The organism is Kribbella sp. NPDC050820, assembly GCF_040653975.1.
Lineage (GTDB): Bacteria > Actinomycetota > Actinomycetes > Propionibacteriales > Kribbellaceae > Kribbella.
In genome coordinates, this window is record NZ_JBFAHB010000085.1 from 1 (window position 1) to 16,468 (window position 16,468).

The window sequence follows — 16,468 nt, forward strand, 5'->3', positions numbered from 1 at the left end:
CCCTGGGGGGTTTCCTGTTTTTTTGGGGGGGGGGGTTGGGGGGGGGGGGTTGGGGTCCCCGCCATGCTGCTCCGACCCGCGACCGCCGACGACTTCACGTTCCTGACCGAGATGCTGCTCGAGGCCTACAACTGGGACGGGACAGCGTGGTTCACGCTCGACAAGCTGCGCGCCGAAGACAAGGCATGGCGGTACGTCGCCGACTGGCCGCGCGCGACCGACTTCGGAGTGGTCGCCGAGGTGGACGGGACGCCCGCCGGAGCCGCGTGGGCACGCTGCCTCACCGCTGACCGCCCGGGCTACGGCTACGTCGCCGACGACGTTCCTGAGCTGTCACTCGGTGTATCCCTTGACTTCCGCCGCCGCGGTATCGCCCGCGCCCTGATGACCGAGCTGATCCGGATGTCGCCGTACCCGAAGCTCAGTCTCAGCGTCGATCCGAAGAACCCGGCCGCCGAGCTCTACCGCTCGCTCGGCTTCGAGAGGGTCGGCACGGTCGAGACGTCCGACACGATGGTGCTGGAGCGCTAGCCGAAGTTGCGGACCCGGAACTGCATCACGCGGTAGGGCCAGCCGGCGTCGGTCTTCCACTGGCTCACCGACAGGTGCATGTCGCTGAGGGTCGAGCCGGGGATGATGTAGCCGCCGTACAGCTGGGCCACGTGGTTGTCGTCCTCGTTGCCCCACGCGCCACCGTAGATCAGGGTCTGCCGGTAGGCCGTGTAGAGGTTCGACGTCGGGGTGTCCATGATGATGCCGTCGATCCGGTAGTCACCGGCGTTGAACCAGGTCAGCACCCACTTGCCGCCGAGCGGCCGCAGGCACAGCTCGCCGAAGCTGCCGGTCAGGATCGGGGTCGCCGGGTTGCCCCAGGCCCACACGCCGTCGCGGTAACCCCACGGCTCGTACGCCGCCGGGTCGGCGATCTGGGTGCTGCGGACCCGCTTCAGGATGATCGGCTTGTTCCGCTGGAACCCGGTCGAGTAGACGTAGATGTAGCCGTCGTTGCCCTCACCCCAGGTCAGGCACTGGAACATCCCGCCGTCGATGTTCGGGTCGAACTTCGCGCCGGTGTGGTACCAACTGGCCCCCGAGTTGTCGCTGCGCCAGATCTCGGTCCAGACCACGTTGCCCAGGCCCTTGTTCACCATCGCGTGCAGGTACATCGACCCGCCGATCGTGATCACGTCCGACGGCAGCACGGTCGAGAACACCGGGTTGTCGTGCTCGTACTCCCACAACTGCTGGGCAGCCGCGCCGCCGACCGCACCGGACCACGTCACGCCGCTGTTCAGGTCGGTCGTGGTCGACCACAGCGCCACCGGCGAGCGCCACCAGCCGCCGCCGACCCAGGGCTGCTCGAACGTGTCCCCGAACATGAACAGCATCCGGCCGTCCGGCGTCCGCACCGGAATCCCGAGGTCTGTCGCCGCCATCCGGAACCGGTCGGTCAACCCGGGCCCGGTCAGGTCGGCCACCTTGTTGGTCAGGACGGCCTGGCTCCGGGCGAACGCCGGCACACCGGGTACGGCGGCGACGACACCGGCGCCGAGTGCGGCGCGAAGGAACGTGGATCGCTTCATCTGTGACTCCCAAGGGGGCGGTGGAAATCGATTTCTCAGGACGATCCCGCACTCCGCCCCCGGGCGTCAAGAGCTTCCACCAGCGCCGAAAGGAGGCGCCGTCCGGTAGCGGCCCGGGGTGGTGCCGACGAGGTTGCTGAAGGCCGCGATGAAGCTACTCGGGTTCGACCAGCCGCACGCGTGCGCGACGCGGGTGGTGTCCTGTCCGTCGGCGAGCAGGACGAGCGCGTGATACACGCGGAGCTGGGTGCGCCACTCGTAGAAGGTCATGCCGAGCTCGTCGTGGAACAGCCGGCTCAGAGTGCGCGCGCTGCGCCGACTCGCTGCCCGAGCTCGGCCAGTGCAGTGTTGTCAGCTGGGTCTTCGTACAGCAGCTCTGCGACCGCTCGCAGCCGGTCGTCGCGTGGCTCCGGCAGCTGGAGTGGCTGCTCGGGCGCTTCCTGAAGCTCGTCGACGAGGACGCGGCGGAGACGGGCGCGAGCATCGCGGTCACGCTGGTTCGGGCCGGTGAGCGTGAGCAGAACCTCGCGGGCCAGGCCGGAGACCATGAACACCGCCGGATGGCCGGGGACGAGCCGAGCCAGCGCGGCCGGCAGGAAGAGGATCCGCATGTCCGTGCTGCCGTGCGCGCGGTGGTAGTGGCTGAACCCGGCCGGGATCCACGTGAGCCGGTTGGCCGGAACGATCGAGGTTCCCCGCTCGGTGTGCACCGACAGGACGCCGCGGGCCGCGTACACCAGGTGCCCGCGCGGATGAGCGTGCTCCGAGCTCGTGCCGCCGGACGGCCACAGGTGCATCCCGGCGCCCGGCCAGAGCTGCGACTCGGGAACTTGGCGGCCAACGGGCATAAGTTGGCATTTTACCGGTGGCCGGTCAGCGGACCTGCTGACGAGACTGCAGGACATGATGCGAGCAGCAGTGTGTGTGAGACCAGGCGGCCCGGAGGTTCTGGAGATCCGCGAGGTGCCGATTCCGGCGGTTCGGGAGGGCTGGAGCCTGGTGCAGGTGAAGGCCGCGGGCCTGAACCGGTCGGAGCTGAGGACCAGGCAGGGGCACTCGCCGAGCGTGACGTTCCCGCGGGTGCTCGGAATCGAGTGCGTGGGCGTCGTGGCGGCGTCGACCGATCCACGGCTGCCGGACGGGACGACCGTCGCGGCGGTGATGGGCGAGATGGGCCGCGCGTTCGACGGCGGCTATGCGGAGTACACGCTGTTGCCGAACGACCTGCTGATGCCGGTCACGACCACGCTCCCCTGGGAACTCTTCGCTGCACTACCCGAGACCTACCTGACCGCGCAGGGCGCACTGGATGCATTGGGCGTCGTAGAAGGACGGCTGCTGATCCGTGGCGGGACGTCGTCGGTGGGGTTGGCGGCGGCGTCGATCGCCTCCGGCCACGGCGTCCACGTCGAAGCGACGACTCGCCGGCGCGGCAAGATCGACGCACTCAAGGCGGCGGGTGTGGACCATGCCCTCGTCGACACCGGCGATCCGCTGGCGCCGAGCCTGCACGAGGTTTGGCCCGAAGGACCCGACTACGTGCTGGATCTCGTCGGCGCGCGTACGACGGTGGAGTCACTGAACTTGGTGCGGCCTGGCGGGACTGTGTGTGTGGCCGGTTCACTCAGTGGGTGGTCGATCCCGGACTTCGAAGCCATCGCGATGATCCCGTCCGGTACCAAGCTCACGGCCTTCCACAGCGACACCCTCAAGGGCAGTGCGGGCGCAGCCATCCTGCAGCGGGTCGTCGACCAGGTCGCGGCCGGCGTCTACCAGCCCAACCTCGACAGGGTCTTCGACCTCGATGACATCGTCGCGGCGCACCGCTACATGCAGAACGACGAAGCCGCCGGGAAGGTCGTCATGGTGCCTTAGTCGGTGCCGGTGGCGACCGGGCGGGATGGGTCGGTGATCCACTCCGACCACGAGCCGACGTACACGGTCGACGGGATGCCGCTGATCTCCAGCGCGAGCGCTTCGTGGGCCGCGGTGACTCCGGATCCGCAGTAGACACCGACCTCAGTGGAGTCGTTCGCGCCGAGCTTCTCGAAGCGTTCCCGGAGCTCGTCGGCCGGGAGGAAGCGACCGGTCTCGTCGACGTTCGCGGTGGTGGGTGCGTTGAGTGCGCCGGGGATGTGTCCGGCGACCGGGTCCATCGGCTCGACCTCACCGGCGAAGCGCTCCGGCGCCCGCGCATCCAGCAGTACGCCGGTCGCGGCAACGCCGGCCGCGCCGTCGGCGTCCAGCAGCGGGATGTGCCCGGCGGTCGCGATGAACGAGCCGTTTCCGTCGGCCGGGACCTCGGTGGTCACCTCTCCCCCGGCTGCCTGCCAGGCCGCGAGTCCGCCGTCGAGCACGCGGACGTCGCGGACGCCGAAGTACCGGAAGATCCACCAGGCCCGCGCCGCCGCCGTCGAGTTGGCCGCGTCGTAGACGACGATCGGCGTGCTCGGGCCGACGCCGGCCCGGCGCAGCGCCGCGGTCACGGTGGTTGCCGCGGGCAACGGGTGGCGGCCGGGGCCGGGTGGTCCGGCGAGCTCGGTGTCCAGGTCGACGAAGTACGCGCCGGGGAGGTGGCCGGCGTCGTACGCCTGCTTGCCGGGCGGGCCCGCGAGGTTCCAGGTCGTGTCGATCAGCACCGGGCGCTCGGTGAGCGCACGCAGTTCCTCGACGGTGATCAACGGGCTCATGACGCGGCTCCTCCGAACGGCAGCACTTCAGGTGACAGGGTGGCGCGGGCGCGGGCCTGGGTGAGCCGGCGCCGGTGGTGCCGCCTGCACAGCACCTCGTACGCGACCTCGTGGTCCTGGGTCACGATGTCGCCGACCACCAACTGCTCGCCCTCCGTCACCATCTCTCCACCGATCGTACGGGCGTTGTGTGTGGCCCGTTCACCGCACCAGCACAACGCCTCGACCTGCAGCAACTCCATCTTGTCCGCCAGCTCCACCAACCGGGCAGAACCCGGGAACAACGTGGCCCGGAAGTCGGTCAAGATGCCGAAGGCGAACACGTCGATCTGGAGCTCGTCGACCAGCCGGGCCAGCTGCTCGATCTGCAGCGCGCTGTAGAACTGCGCCTCGTCGCACACCACGTAGTCGATCCGTCCACCGTGCGTGAGCTCGCCGACGACGTACTCCCAGAAGTCGAACTCCGGCCGCACCTCGATCGCCTGCGCGGCCAGCCCGAGCCGGGACGAGAGCACCGACTCACCGGCCCGGTCGTGGCTGGTGAAGATCCGGCCGAGCCGGCCCCTGGCCTTGTGGTTGTGGTCCATCTGCAGGGCGAGGGTGGACTTGCCGCAGTCCATGGTCCCGGTGAAGTAGAGCAGCTCAGCCACGGGCGATCATCCTGCCAAGTCAGCGGATCACCTCGCACCTCGGGGTGGCGCGTCGTACCAGGTCGATACCGTTCCCGGCGGTCGGCTTGGGTTCTGAGCCCCCCTCCGGTTTGAATGGATCGTGCACAAAGCTCTGGTCCTGCTCCTCGCGGCCTGCCTGATGACCGCGTCCGCCACCCTTCCGGCGGCCGCCGTGCCGGAACGCGCCGAGGCCGGGCTGCGGGCGTACTTCGTGATCACCGAGCCGAAGCAGACCGCCAAGGTCACCGGAGCGATCACCTCGAACGGCGGCACGGTCTACGCGTCGTACGACGCCATCGGGGTGGTCGTCGCGCACTCGAACGCGACCGACTTCGCGAGCAAGATGCGTGGCGTCGAGGGCGTTCAGAAGGCCGGCGCCACCCGGACGTCCGACCTGCCCGCGGACATCGGCGCACCCGCCATCCCGGCGCAGGTCCCCGAGGCGCCGAGCACCACCCCGGAGACGTCCCGGCCGGACATGGCCCAGATCGGCGCCGACCGGGCCTGGGACAAGAACCCGGGCGTCAAGACCATCACCGTCGGAGTGCTGGACACCGGCGTGGACGACCAGCACCCGGACCTGAAGGCGAACTTCGACGCGACCAAGTCGGCCTCCTGCGCCTACGGCAAGATCGACACCCGGCCTGGAGCGTGGCGGCCGGTCGGCGAGCACGGCACGCACGTGGCCGGCACGATCGCGGCGGCCCGCAACGGCACCGGCATGATCGGTGTCGCGCCCGGGGTGAAGTTCTCGTCGATCCGGGTCGCCGAGGCCGACAGCCAGCTGTTCTTCCCGGAGAACACCGTCTGCGCGTTCATGTTCGCCGCCGACAAGGGGGTGTCGGTCACCAACAACAGCTACTACACCGACCCGTGGCTGTTCCTGTGCCCGTCGGACCAGGACCAGGACGCGATCGCGGAGGCGGTACGGCGCTCGGTCGCGTACTCGGAGACCAAGGGCGTGGTGAACGTGGCCGCGGCCGGCAACGAGGACTACAACCTGGCCGACAAGACCGACGACGACTCCAGCCCGAACGACTCGACGCCGGAGCTGCGGACGGTGACCGACGACTGTCTGAGCCTGCCGACGGAGCTGCCGAGCATGGTCGTGGTCGCCTCCGTCGACGGCAGTGGCGCGAAGTCGCGGTTCTCCAACTTCGGCGAGAACAAGATCAACGTCGCGGCCCCGGGTGAGAACGTCTACTCGACGGTCCCCGGCGGCGGCTACCAGTCGATGAGTGGCACCTCGATGGCCTCACCGCACGTCGCCGGTGTGGCGGCGTTGTTGCGAAGCCTGAACCCGAAGGCGACGCCGGCGGAGGTCCGCGGCCAGCTCGCCCAGCAGGCGAACGACCTGGCCTGCCCGCCGGGCGCCGCCGGCGAGTGCATCGGCACGCAGGCGAACAACTCGTACTACGGCGAGGGCATGGTCGACGCGGCCGAGGCGGTCGGCGCCGCGGCCGCGCAGCCGAACGGCGCCATCTCGATCACCAAGCCGGGCGATCAGCTCGGGGTCGGCGGATTGCCGGCGATTCCGCTGCTGCTGAAGGGATCCGGTGGGTCGGGCGAGATCAGCTACTCGGCGACCGGCCTCCCGCCAGGCCTCGAGATCGACGCCGAGCGCGGCTGGATCACCGGAGTCCTGACCCCGGGCTCCGGGCGCTACAAGGTGACCGTCATCGCTCGGGACGGCGAGGCGAAGACCGCCCAGACCAACTTCTTCTGGAACGTCTGGAGCTTCTAGGCGCCCGGGTCGACGAGCAGCGGGATCGCCATCTCGTCGTCGGTCAGCGAGCCGTGCAGGCCGATCAGCCCAGCCTCCTGCGGGTAGCGCCTGCTCGCGACCAGCGCGACCGGACCGAGGGACGCCACCACGATGTCGCCGAGCCGTGGCGCGACCCGATCCTCGACACCGCCGAACCATCCGAGCTCGACGGCTTCCTCGCGGCTGAGCACGAGCGCCTTGTCGCCGAGCCGCTCCCGGTACGCCGCCAGCACGTCGGCTTCGGCGCCGTCCACGCAGTACAGGTGCCGGAAGCGCGACTCACCGCCGATGAGCCGGAGGCCGTCGGTCAGGGCGGGCTCGGCGTCGAGGTCGACCCGGTTCTCCGGTGAGACGTCGACCATCCCGTGGTCCGCGACGACGATCAGTACGGCGTCCCGCGGCAGCGCCGATCGCACCTGCGAAGCGAACAGGTCCGCGGCGGCCAGTTCCTTGCGCCACTGCCACGAGTCGCAGCCCTGGTTATGGCCGGTGTAGTCCAACTGCGAGTCGTACACGTAGACCAATGACGACTTGCCTTCCCGGCTGGCGAAGCGGGTCGCGTCCAACCGGTCCTCAACCGTGTCCGCGCCGCGATGGGCACTCCCCCGGAACGCTGCAGCCGTCAGCCCGGATGTGTCGAAGCGTGCCTTGCTGACGTTGCGGGTCGCCACGCCGGACGCCGCGACCCGCTCGAACACGGTCCCGTGCGGCTGCCACCTGCGTGGGTCCACCGGCGCATCCCAGGCCAGCGCGTTCAGCAGCGCACCGGACTCGGGCACGATCGACGTGTAGCCGACGATCCCGTGCGCACCCGGCGGCAGGCCGGTCCCGAGGCTGGTCAGGCTGACCGCAGTCGTCGACGGCACCCCGGCGGTCAGGCTGCGACCTGTCGGCAGCAGGGACGCCAGGTACGGCGCGACGTCCGCATGCCGCTGCAGCAGGTGCCACCCCAGTCCGTCGAGCAGCAGCACGGCGTACCGCGGAGCAGGCGGGAGACCGAGGACGTTCTGCTCGCCCGGGACCGACAACGCACCGGCCACTGAGGGCAGTACGTCGGCGAGCGCCCCACCGCCGTACTGTGGGCTCACCGGCGTCAGCATGGCACTACCGGCTGGTGGCGAACGACAGCGCCTGCGCGAAGTCGAGCACCTGCTGGATCCCGGCCGGACCGTCTGCGGCCGCGCTGATCCGCAACGAGATGTCGTCGGCCGCGACCGATCCGGTGTAGCCGTGGTCGGCCTCGCAGTTCGGGTCGGCGCAGACGGCCGGCTCGAGGTCGATGCGGTTCACCATCCCCCAGCCGATCGTCAGCACCACTTCACCACCGCCGGACACCGCCGGGTCGGCCTTGCCCGAGGCGTAGCCGGCCGGGTTCGGCACCACGCGGTTGACGACCACCGCGTTCACCCGGTGCAGCGGGATCGCCTCGGTGGAGGTCGACGCGTACGGCGCGCGGATCAGCTCGTCGGCCGCGTGCTCGTCGGTGTGCCCGACGATCAGCCGGGTCGGGGTCAGGGCCAGGATGGTGATGTGCCGCCGGACCTCGTCGCGGTCGAAGGTCGGCTCGTGCTGCAGCACGAACGAGGTGATCGGTTCGCCCGCGATCGCGACCGCGAGCGAGTCCGTCACGACGTCCGGGTAGTAGCCACACCGGTCGATCGCCTCGCGCAGGGCGGGTGAGACATCCGCGAGCTCGGGCACATTCAGGTCACGCATGCCCTCATCCTTGCACGATCCGGTGCAAGAGCGATTTCGCCTTGTGGACAACCGCGATCAGTTCGCACTTGCCTTCCGCAGCACCGGTGCCCCGGCCGCTCCGGCGACCGCGACCAGCACGAGGCCGCACAGCACCTGCCCGATCAGCACCAGAAGCCCCGAATTCCCCTCGGTGATCACCCTGCCACCGCTCACCGCCAGCCCGCATAGCGCGCCGAACCCGACCACCGGCAGCCCGACACCGACCACTGGTACGACGGCCGCCAGCCGAGCCGACCGCTCGATCACGGACAGCGGCACACCGGACCTCCGGAGCGCACGGGCGGGCGCCGCCTGGTCCAGCGCCGTACCGACTGCTCCGGCTGCCGTCGAGGCGGCGACCGTCAGGAACACCAGCCCCAGCAGCAGCACTACTCCGATGCGCAGATCCTGGTAGGTCGGATCGTCGTCGCCGGGCGGCATGAACACCGACATGAAGCCGGTGACGAAGCCACTCAGCACCAGCGCAGCCACCGGCCGGAATGCACCCTTCGGGTCGTCGACCAGCCGCCGGCCGGCCAGCAGCGTGACCGGACCGTTGGCCAGGTTCGCCAGGATCCTGCCGATCAGCTGCACAGCCCACGGTCCGATCACCCGTACGGCGAGCGCCGCCAGCCCGACCCCGATCAGCACCGGGAGCAGGCCGGTCTGCATGCCGTAGTACGCCAGCACGATCGGTCCGATCACCAGGAACACCAGTCGCAGCGCACTGGTCGCCTTGCGGGTCTGGCCACGGACGACACCGAGCGGCGTGATGCTGACGCGCCCGAGACCGATGAGTGCACTGATCACCGACAGCACGGGTACAGCGGCCAGCACGATGAGCGCGGTCCACCAGTTGACCGCGATGTCGGACAAGAACCATCTGCCGCCACCGAGCGGGATGCGTGCGATCAGCGGAGTCAAGGTCGTGTAGCCGACCAGACCGACGACTGCGCCGGCCAGGCCGAGCACAGCCTGCTCCACTGCACTCAGCGACAACACCTGTGTCCTGGTGGCACCTGCGAGCCGCAGACCGGCCAGGCGGTGCTCGCGACGCTTTGCTGCGACTCCTGCCGCTTGCCCGACCAGGCTGAGGATCGGGAACAGCACCAGGGTGATGCCCAAGGCAACTGCCATCAGCAGTCCGAGCATCCGGCTGTCCATCACGTCCTCATGCCAGCTGGCGACGTACTGCGGGTGCTCCCCCACCGCGGTGGGCGCGACCCCGCGGATGAGCACCAGCTCCTGCGGGGACGACAGGCCCTTGTCGCTGATCAGGCCGGTCGGCTGCTCGTCGCCGTACTCCTTGCTGATGCTCGACCAGTGCTTGGCGAGTTCGGGTGACACGAAGACCTCGCCCGGCTTGGGGGCGTGGTCGAGACCAGGTGGTGGCGGTAGCTCGTTGGGGCGCAGGGTTGCGAGGTCGATGCGGAGCATGTGGAGCCCGTCGACCCTCAGGTCGTCATCTTGGTTGATCGCGCCGATCGCTGTGGCCGGGTCGGCCTTGTCGCCGCTGCGCCAGCCGATCCGGTCCGAGCGGTGGACCAGCCCGAGTGACCCGGCGATCAGGAAGGTGACCAAGAGCGCGACGACGGCCGTGGCGCCGAGCGCGGCGAGGTTGGCCGCGCGACCACCCGGACCCGGCCGGCGGACGAAGCGCAGGCCGAGATCGGTCATCGGGTTCATCGGCCGGCTCCTAGCGATTCGCTGACGCGGCCGTCGACGATTGTCAGGACTCGGTGGCAGCGGGCGGCGACCGCGTTGTCGTGGGTGACGACGACCACGGCGGCACCGCGGTGGGTGGCGGCGCCGACGAGCAGGTCGATCACCTGGGCGCCGGTGGCGGCGTCGAGTGCGCCGGTGGGCTCGTCGGCGAAGACGGCCTGTGGCTCGCCGACCAGGGCTCGGGCGATCGCGACGCGCTGGGCCTGGCCGCCGGACAGCTCGCCAGGCCGCCGACCTGCTTCTGCGGACAGGCCGACCTGGGCGAGCATCATGCGGGCCCGTCCGATCGCATCGCGCCGGTTGACACCGTCGACCATCATGGGCAGGGCAACGTTCTCGTCGGCAGGCAGCTCGGCGAGCAACTGGTTGTCCTGGAAGACGAAGCCGAGCCGGCGGCGGCGCAGGACCGTCCGGGCGGCGTCGTTCAGCTTGTCGACCCGTTCGCCGGCCAGCCAGACCTCGCCCTGGTCCGGAGTGAGGATGCCGGCCAGGACATGGAGAAGGGTTGTCTTGCCGTTGCCGCTGGGACCCATGACGGCGAGGGCTTCACCGGACCTGACGGCGACGTCGACACCGGCGAGGCCGACGACGTCGCCGTAGTACTTGACCAGGCCGTGACCGCTGAGGACAGCCTGCTGGGGACTCTGAAAGCTCATGCTGCTGAGCTTTCCGCGAGTCGGCCGGTGGAGCGTCGGCCCGCAGACCGGTCTTGCCGTCGCCTTCCGGAGTCGTTCGTCGGGCCCACGTCGTACTGGAGTCGTACGTCAGGTGGTCCGGAAGGCTGACGGGTAGGCGTCGCGGTAGCTCGGGATCGTTCCGGCCGGGGTCTCGACAGTCTCCGCATTGAGCATCGCGTGGACGACCGCGCGGGACAGCGTCCGGGCGCCGGCCGCGTAGACGGTCTCGAGCTGGCCGAGTGCGGTCGGATCGGTCACGCTCAACCGGGGCCGGTCGTCGTCCGGGATGCGGGGCGAGAGCGCGAAGATGCTGTCGCCGTCGACCAGCGTGTGGATCGGGTCGATCGCCCGGGCCAGGCCGTCGTGCGCGATCATCGCCATCCGTTTCGCGGCCGCCTTGTCCAGCGGTACGTCGGTCGCCACCACCGCGATCACCGTGTTGGTGCCAGGACCGGGGATCAGGTTCCGGCCGGGTACGACGAGGGCCGGCTGCTCGGTGGGGGTGCGAAGAAACGCGAACTCGTCGCCGAGACCGAAGCGAGCGCCGTACAGCCGGCCCTGCTCGTCCACGGTCGAGCCGGCCGCGTTCACGATCACCAGCGCGCCAACCGTCGTACCGTCGTCCAGCCGGACGCTGGCCGAGCCGACGCCGCCCTTGAGTGATCGCGCCCGAGCGCCGGCACCGGCACCATGGTTGCCGAGAGCAACAGGACCGTCGGTGGCGGCGGCGATCGCGTCGGCGCCCCAGGACGGCTCCGGCCGGGCCTTGAAGTCACCACCGCGGCCGAGGTCGAAGATGACCGCGGTCGGCACGATCGGCACCACGTCCCGGTCCCCCGGACCGACCCGCACCCCTTGCCCGCGTTCCTCGAGCCACCGCATCACGCTCCCGGCGGTGTCCAGCCCGTACGCGCTGCCGCCGCTCAGCACGACCGCGTTCGCCCCCGGGTTGGCGTTCACCGGGTCCAGCAGATCCGTCTCCCGCGTACCCGGCGCACCCCCGCGAACATCCACCCCAGTCACCGCGCCGGCCGGCACATGCACAACCGTCGTCCCCGTCAGGTACGGCGCCCCCACCCGCTCCACCTGCCCCACCACAACCCCCGGCACATCGGTAATCGCGTTGCTGGGACCCGGTGTCATCGTCATGAGCACTGTCTAGCATCCCGCCGAAATCCGGTTGCAGTCGTGGTTAGCGTGGAACGCATGAATGCTGATTTGCTCTGTGGGTTGCTGGCTGAGCCTTCGCGGTTGCGGGTGTACTCCGCGGTCGTGCTCGGGGCGAGCACGCCGGAGCAGGTTGCCGGGAGCACCGGGTTGGCGGCGGCCGTCGTACACAAGTCGCTGCAGCGGTTGGTGAAGGGTGGGCTGGTCGTCGAGGCCGCCGGGGGGTTGCGAGCGGAGGAGGACGCGTTCAAGCACGCGGTGCGGGAGGGCCGGCCGGAGCGAGTGCCGCTCGACCCGGATCCTCATCGCGACGCGGTGCTCAAGTCGTTCATCCGGGACGGCAGGCTGACGCACTTCCCGACGATTCCGGCCAAGTTCCGCGTCGTCCTGGAGTACCTCGCGGCGAGCTTCGAGCCGGGCCGCAGCTACCCCGAGTCCGAGGTCAACGAGATCCTCAACCGCTGGCACCCCGACCACGCGGCCCTGCGCCGCGAACTGGTCGACGCCGGCCTGCTCAGCCGCGCGGACAGCATCTACGTCAGGTGAGGCGCCGGGCAGGGGTGTCCTGACGGGGCTTCTCGTTCGGGGCGATCCGGATGCAGGCGTCGAGCACGGTGGCGCCCTGGGCTCCGACCAGGACCGAGCGGAGGTCGAGCTTGACGACCTCCTCCAGGTCCAGGGTCAGCCGGGAGACGCGGTGCAGCAGGTTCTCGATCGCGGAGATGTCGACCGGGTCGCTGCCGCGGTAGCCGTACAGCAGCGGCGCCGCCCGCACCTCACGGACCATCTCGGCGGCGTCCCGGGTGGTCAGCGGTGGCATCCGGTACGCGCGGTCGCCCAGCAGGTCGGTCGCGACCCCGGACAGGCCGAACGACACGACCGGGCCGAACGACACGTCCTCCAGCGCCGAGATCACCACCGGCACCCCGGGCGGCGCCATCTTCTGCACGACGAACTGCGCGCGCTCCGGGTCGGAGGCGACCCCGAAGGTCCGGGTCATCTCGTCCCAGGCCCCGCGCATGTCGTCCTCGTCGTGGATGTGCCGCCAGATGTCGGCCAGGTCGGGCCGCATCCGCCACTGCTCGGCGGTCGCCTTGAGGATCACCTCGAACCCGAGGTCGGCGGCCCGCTCGACGGCCTCGTCGGCGCTCTGCACCGGGAACGCCGGCAACACCGAGATGCCGTAGAAGCTGAGCAGCATCTGCCGGTCCGCATCATTCAGGTCGGCGCCGTGCGGATGCCGTTGCAAGTACTCCGCGACGAAGTCCTCGGCGGCTCTGGTGTCCACGTCCGGGAGGTCCGGGATCCGGCTGTCGGACCGCCGCCGCCACTCCGCGTACTGCGTCGCCTTGGCCAGCGCGCCCACGGCGTACTGCGGGTTCAGGAACGACGGGATCGAACCACGGGCCGCGCCACCGTGGCCATCCGGCACCCGGAGCTCGGCCGGCACGCTCCGCGACGCGAGGAACGTCGACACGACCGGCTTGTCCGACCCGGCCGCCGCCGCGGCCAGCACCTGCGCGACCTCGGCGCCGTTGGACTGGACCGGCGGTGTGTAGATGACGACCACCGAGTGCACCCGCTCGTCGGCGAACACCTCGGACAGCGCGGCCCCGAAGTCCTCCGCGGTCGCGTCGGCGCTCAGGTTGCGCGGCTCCCCCGCGACGTCCAGGCCGCAGCCGGCCATCGTGTCCAGCGCCAGCAGCGTCAGCGCGTCGGAGTTGCTGACGATCGCGACCCGGCGTCCCTTCGGCAGCGGCTGGTGCGCGAGCAACTGGGCGACGTCGAACAGCTCACCGGTGGTGTCCACCCCGATCAGCCCACTCTGCCGGAACATCGACTCGACGGTCGCGGCAGGCAACTGGCTGCGCCGCACCATCTGACCGAGCGGCACCCCCTGGGTAGTCCGGCCCGACTTCAGCGCGACCACCGGCTTGCGCCGGGCCAGCCGGCGCGACACCCGGCTGAACTTCCGCGGGTTGCCCAGCGACTCCAGGTACAGCAGCACGACCTCGGTCGCCTCGTCGGAGTACCAGAACTGCATCAGGTCGTTGCCCGAGACATCGGCCCGGTTGCCCGCCGAGACGAAGCTGGACAGGCCCAGGCCACGACGCACCATGTCGGCCAGGATCGGCACCCCGAGCGCGCCGGACTGGCAGAAGAACGCCACCCGGCCCCGGCTCGGCATCAGCGGCGAGAGCGTCGCGTTCAGCGACACCCCGGCCGCGGTGTTGATCAGCCCGAGTGCGTTCGGCCCGATCACCCGCATCCCGTACGACCGCGCCAGGCCGGCCAGGTACCGCTGCCGCTTCCGCCCCTCGTCCCCGATCTCGGCGAACCCGCTCGACACCACGACCAGCCCGCGCACGCCCTTGTTCGCGCAGTCCAGCACCACGTCGGCGACCATCTCGGCCCGGACGGCGACCACGGCCAGGTCGATCGTGTCGTCCACGTCCCGGATCGTCGGGTGCGCCGGGACCCCCTCGATCTCGTCCGCGTCGGTGTCGGTGTTCACGGCGTACAGGCGTCCGGTGAACCCGCCGTCGCGCAGGTTGCGCAGCAGCGCGTTGCCGATCGTCCCCTCCCGCCGGCTGGCGCCGATCACGGCGACCGCCGACGGCGTCAGCAGCCGCGCGATCGACAGCGCCTCGGAGCGCTGCTCGCGGGCCTGCATCACGCCGAACGAGGTGTCGGTCGGCGCGATGTCGAACTCGACCATGATCACGCCGTCCTCGAACTCGCGCGCGACTTTGTAGCCGGCCTCGGTGAAGACGGTGATCATCTTGCGGTTGTCCGGCAGCACCTCGGCGACGAACCGGGCGATGCCGTTCTCCCGGGCGCCCTGGGCGAGGTGCTCGAGCAGCAGCTGGCCGAGGCCGCGGCCTTGGTGCGCGTCCTCGATCAGGAACGCGACCTCCGCAGTACGGCGGCCGGTGCGCTCGTAGCGCCCGACGCCGATCATCTCGCTGCCGACGGTGACGATCAGCGCCAGCCGGTCGTGGTAGTCGACCTGGGTGAACCTCGCCACATCGCGGTCGGACAGCTGTGGGTAGGGGGCGAAGAAGCGGTAGTACTTCGAGCTGTCGGACACCCGGGCGTAGAAGGCGACCAGCAGGTCGGCGTCGTCCGGCGTGATCGGCCGCAGGTGCGCGGTGGCGCCGTCGCGCAGGACCACGTCCGCCTCGAACTCCGCCGGATATCCGGCGGGCGGCTGGGAGTCATACTGGTCCGGCGTCATGGGGCCTCCCGTCCTGGACTGAGGAGCGCAGGGAGCGAAGCGACTGGAGTGACGAGGGAAGGACGGGAGTTCCAGCCCCAGGACCCCGCCGGTGCCGGAGGCCCGGCCAAAAGCACAGTCACTCGGCCAGCCTACTCAACTCGTCATCGCGGAGGTCATGAATTTGGTCGCACGGATTGCGCCCGTGCTGGTCTTCCTGATCGCAGTGACCGTGATCGCCGAGCTGGCCGACCAGGCGAAGGTTTTCGACGTCGCCGCCCGTGAGGCCGCGCACCTCGCCCGCGGCCGGGTGTGGCGGCTCTGGCTGCTGGTGGTCGTGCTCGCCACCGGGCTGACCATCGTGCTCTCGCTGGACACCTGCGCGGTGCTGCTGACGCCTGTCGTGCTCTCGATGGCGCGTCAGCTGGGCATCCCGCCCAAGCTGTTCGCGTTCACGACCGTGTGGCTGGCCGGCACCGCGTCCCTGCTCCTCCCGGTCTCCAACCTCACCAACCTGCTCGCGCTGCACCAGTTCGAGCACCTGCACAACTATCTGCGGGTCAGCTGGCGGCCCGCCATCGCAGCGATCCTGATCACGGTGACGGTGCTGGCCGTCTTGTTCCATCGCGATCTGCGGCGGACGTACGTCGTACCGCCGACGCCGCATGTGGACGACAAGGTGCTGTTCTGGGGATGCGCAGGCGTGTGTCTGCTCCTCGGGCCCGCGTTCGTCTCCGGGATCGAGGTCGCCTGGCCGGCGAGTGTGGGCGCTCTGTTGCTGGTTGGGCTGTTCGCGATCCGGCGGCGGAGCGCGCTGCGGTGGTCGTTGCTGCCGGTCAAGCTCGTGACGACTGTGGCCGTGCTGTTCGCCGTGGTCGGCTTCCTCAGCGCACACGGGCTCCAGGAGGTGCTGAGCCGGATCGCCGGCAGCACGTCCGAGCTGCGGCTGAGCGCGACCGCCGCGTTGGGTGCGAACCTGGCCGACAACCTGCCCGCCTACCTGGCCATGGAGCCCGTCGCCGCCGACAGCCCGCACCGCATGATGGCGCTGCTGATCGGCGTCAACTGCGGCTGCCTGCTCACGCTCTGGGGTTCGCTCGCGACGCTGCTGTGGCGCGACCGCTGCGACGCCGCCCGAGTCGACATCTCCTGGTGGTCGTTCCTGTGGCGCGGCCTGATCCTGACACCGCTCGTCGTGGCGGGCTCGGTCCTCGCGCTCGGTGGGTAATGTGCGGA

The 16,468-nt window shown here is 70.2% G+C and carries 16 protein-coding genes; 5 read left to right on the forward strand and 11 right to left on the reverse strand.

The annotated features are described in order from the left end of the window. The first annotated feature begins 63 nt into the window (after nucleotides 1-63). Nucleotides 64-531: an N-acetyltransferase gene (locus AB0H36_RS41320; protein ID WP_360536362.1), complete on the forward strand. Its 468-nt coding sequence runs from the start codon at nucleotides 64-66 to the stop codon at nucleotides 529-531. Here the strand turns inward: AB0H36_RS41320 and AB0H36_RS41325 are convergent. The 3 genes from AB0H36_RS41325 to AB0H36_RS41335 all read right to left on the reverse strand — a co-directional run bounded on the left by AB0H36_RS41325 (nucleotide 528) and on the right by AB0H36_RS41335 (nucleotide 2,431). Further along, nucleotides 528-1,583 carry a DUF4185 domain-containing protein gene (locus AB0H36_RS41325; RefSeq protein WP_360536364.1) on the reverse strand — a complete coding sequence of 352 codons (1,056 nt, stop codon included), beginning with the start codon at nucleotides 1,581-1,583 and terminating at the stop codon, nucleotides 528-530. The two genes, AB0H36_RS41320 and AB0H36_RS41325, sit on opposite strands and share 4 nt — an antisense overlap. A 66-nt stretch (nucleotides 1,584-1,649) precedes the next feature. Next, entirely contained in the window at nucleotides 1,650-1,853 is a 204-nt protein-coding gene (locus AB0H36_RS41330; protein ID WP_360536366.1) for a helix-turn-helix domain-containing protein, read from the reverse strand. A 26-nt stretch (nucleotides 1,854-1,879) separates the two neighbouring features. After that, nucleotides 1,880-2,431 (reverse strand): cupin domain-containing protein, encoded by a 552-nt coding sequence (locus AB0H36_RS41335; RefSeq protein WP_360536368.1) that lies wholly within the window; start codon nucleotides 2,429-2,431, stop codon nucleotides 1,880-1,882. Between the two features lie 55 nt (nucleotides 2,432-2,486). On the opposite strand from AB0H36_RS41335, the gene AB0H36_RS41340 reads away from it, so the two are divergent. Continuing rightward, nucleotides 2,487-3,458, forward strand: coding sequence for a zinc-binding dehydrogenase (locus AB0H36_RS41340; protein WP_360536370.1), 972 nt, complete (start codon nucleotides 2,487-2,489; stop codon nucleotides 3,456-3,458). Here AB0H36_RS41340 and AB0H36_RS41345 read toward each other — a convergent pair. Both AB0H36_RS41345 and AB0H36_RS41350 read right to left on the reverse strand, forming a co-directional pair. Next, nucleotides 3,455-4,273, reverse strand: coding sequence for a sulfurtransferase (locus tag AB0H36_RS41345; protein WP_360536372.1), 819 nt, complete (start codon nucleotides 4,271-4,273; stop codon nucleotides 3,455-3,457). The genes AB0H36_RS41340 and AB0H36_RS41345 overlap by 4 nt on opposite strands. Beyond that, nucleotides 4,270-4,923 (reverse strand): thymidine kinase, encoded by a 654-nt coding sequence (locus tag AB0H36_RS41350; RefSeq protein ID WP_360536374.1) that lies wholly within the window; start codon nucleotides 4,921-4,923, stop codon nucleotides 4,270-4,272. Before AB0H36_RS41350 ends, AB0H36_RS41345 begins: the two co-directional genes overlap by 4 nt. Nucleotides 4,924-5,044: 121 nt before the next feature. Between AB0H36_RS41350 and AB0H36_RS41355 the strand changes: the two genes are divergently transcribed. Further along, nucleotides 5,045-6,688, forward strand: coding sequence for a S8 family serine peptidase (locus AB0H36_RS41355; RefSeq protein WP_360536376.1), 1,644 nt, complete (start codon nucleotides 5,045-5,047; stop codon nucleotides 6,686-6,688). Here the strand turns inward: AB0H36_RS41355 and AB0H36_RS41360 are convergent. The 5 genes from AB0H36_RS41360 to AB0H36_RS41380 form a co-directional block, all read right to left on the reverse strand. After that, entirely contained in the window at nucleotides 6,685-7,797 is a 1,113-nt protein-coding gene (locus tag AB0H36_RS41360; RefSeq protein WP_360536378.1) for a nucleotide pyrophosphatase/phosphodiesterase family protein, read from the reverse strand. The genes AB0H36_RS41355 and AB0H36_RS41360 overlap by 4 nt on opposite strands. Before the next feature lie 16 nt (nucleotides 7,798-7,813). Beyond that, nucleotides 7,814-8,425 (reverse strand): DUF5998 family protein, encoded by a 612-nt coding sequence (locus tag AB0H36_RS41365; protein ID WP_360536380.1) that lies wholly within the window; start codon nucleotides 8,423-8,425, stop codon nucleotides 7,814-7,816. A gap of 57 nt (nucleotides 8,426-8,482) precedes the next feature. Further along, complete coding sequence (locus AB0H36_RS41370; protein ID WP_360536382.1) at nucleotides 8,483-10,132, reverse strand: FtsX-like permease family protein; 1,650 nt, start codon at nucleotides 10,130-10,132, stop codon at nucleotides 8,483-8,485. Continuing rightward, nucleotides 10,129-10,827: an ABC transporter ATP-binding protein gene (locus AB0H36_RS41375; protein ID WP_360536384.1), complete on the reverse strand. Its 699-nt coding sequence runs from the start codon at nucleotides 10,825-10,827 to the stop codon at nucleotides 10,129-10,131. The genes AB0H36_RS41370 and AB0H36_RS41375 overlap by 4 nt, the downstream gene beginning before the upstream one ends. Nucleotides 10,828-10,935: 108 nt before the next feature. Beyond that, a complete protein-coding gene (locus AB0H36_RS41380) occupies nucleotides 10,936-11,997 on the reverse strand; it encodes a P1 family peptidase (RefSeq protein WP_360536386.1) in 1,062 nt (353 codons plus the stop codon). 57 nt (nucleotides 11,998-12,054) lie between these two features. Between AB0H36_RS41380 and AB0H36_RS41385 the strand changes: the two genes are divergently transcribed. After that, complete coding sequence (locus AB0H36_RS41385; protein ID WP_360536388.1) at nucleotides 12,055-12,561, forward strand: DUF2087 domain-containing protein; 507 nt, start codon at nucleotides 12,055-12,057, stop codon at nucleotides 12,559-12,561. Here the strand turns inward: AB0H36_RS41385 and AB0H36_RS41390 are convergent. After that, on the reverse strand, nucleotides 12,554-15,253 hold the full coding sequence (locus AB0H36_RS41390; RefSeq protein ID WP_360536390.1) for a GNAT family N-acetyltransferase: 2,700 nt from the start codon (nucleotides 15,251-15,253) through the stop codon (nucleotides 12,554-12,556). The genes AB0H36_RS41385 and AB0H36_RS41390 overlap by 8 nt on opposite strands. 157 nt (nucleotides 15,254-15,410) lie before the next feature. Between AB0H36_RS41390 and AB0H36_RS41395 the strand changes: the two genes are divergently transcribed. Continuing rightward, nucleotides 15,411-16,460, forward strand: a complete 1,050-nt coding sequence (locus AB0H36_RS41395) for an SLC13 family permease (RefSeq protein ID WP_360536392.1) — start codon at nucleotides 15,411-15,413, stop codon at nucleotides 16,458-16,460. Nucleotides 16,461-16,468 lie beyond the last annotated feature (8 nt).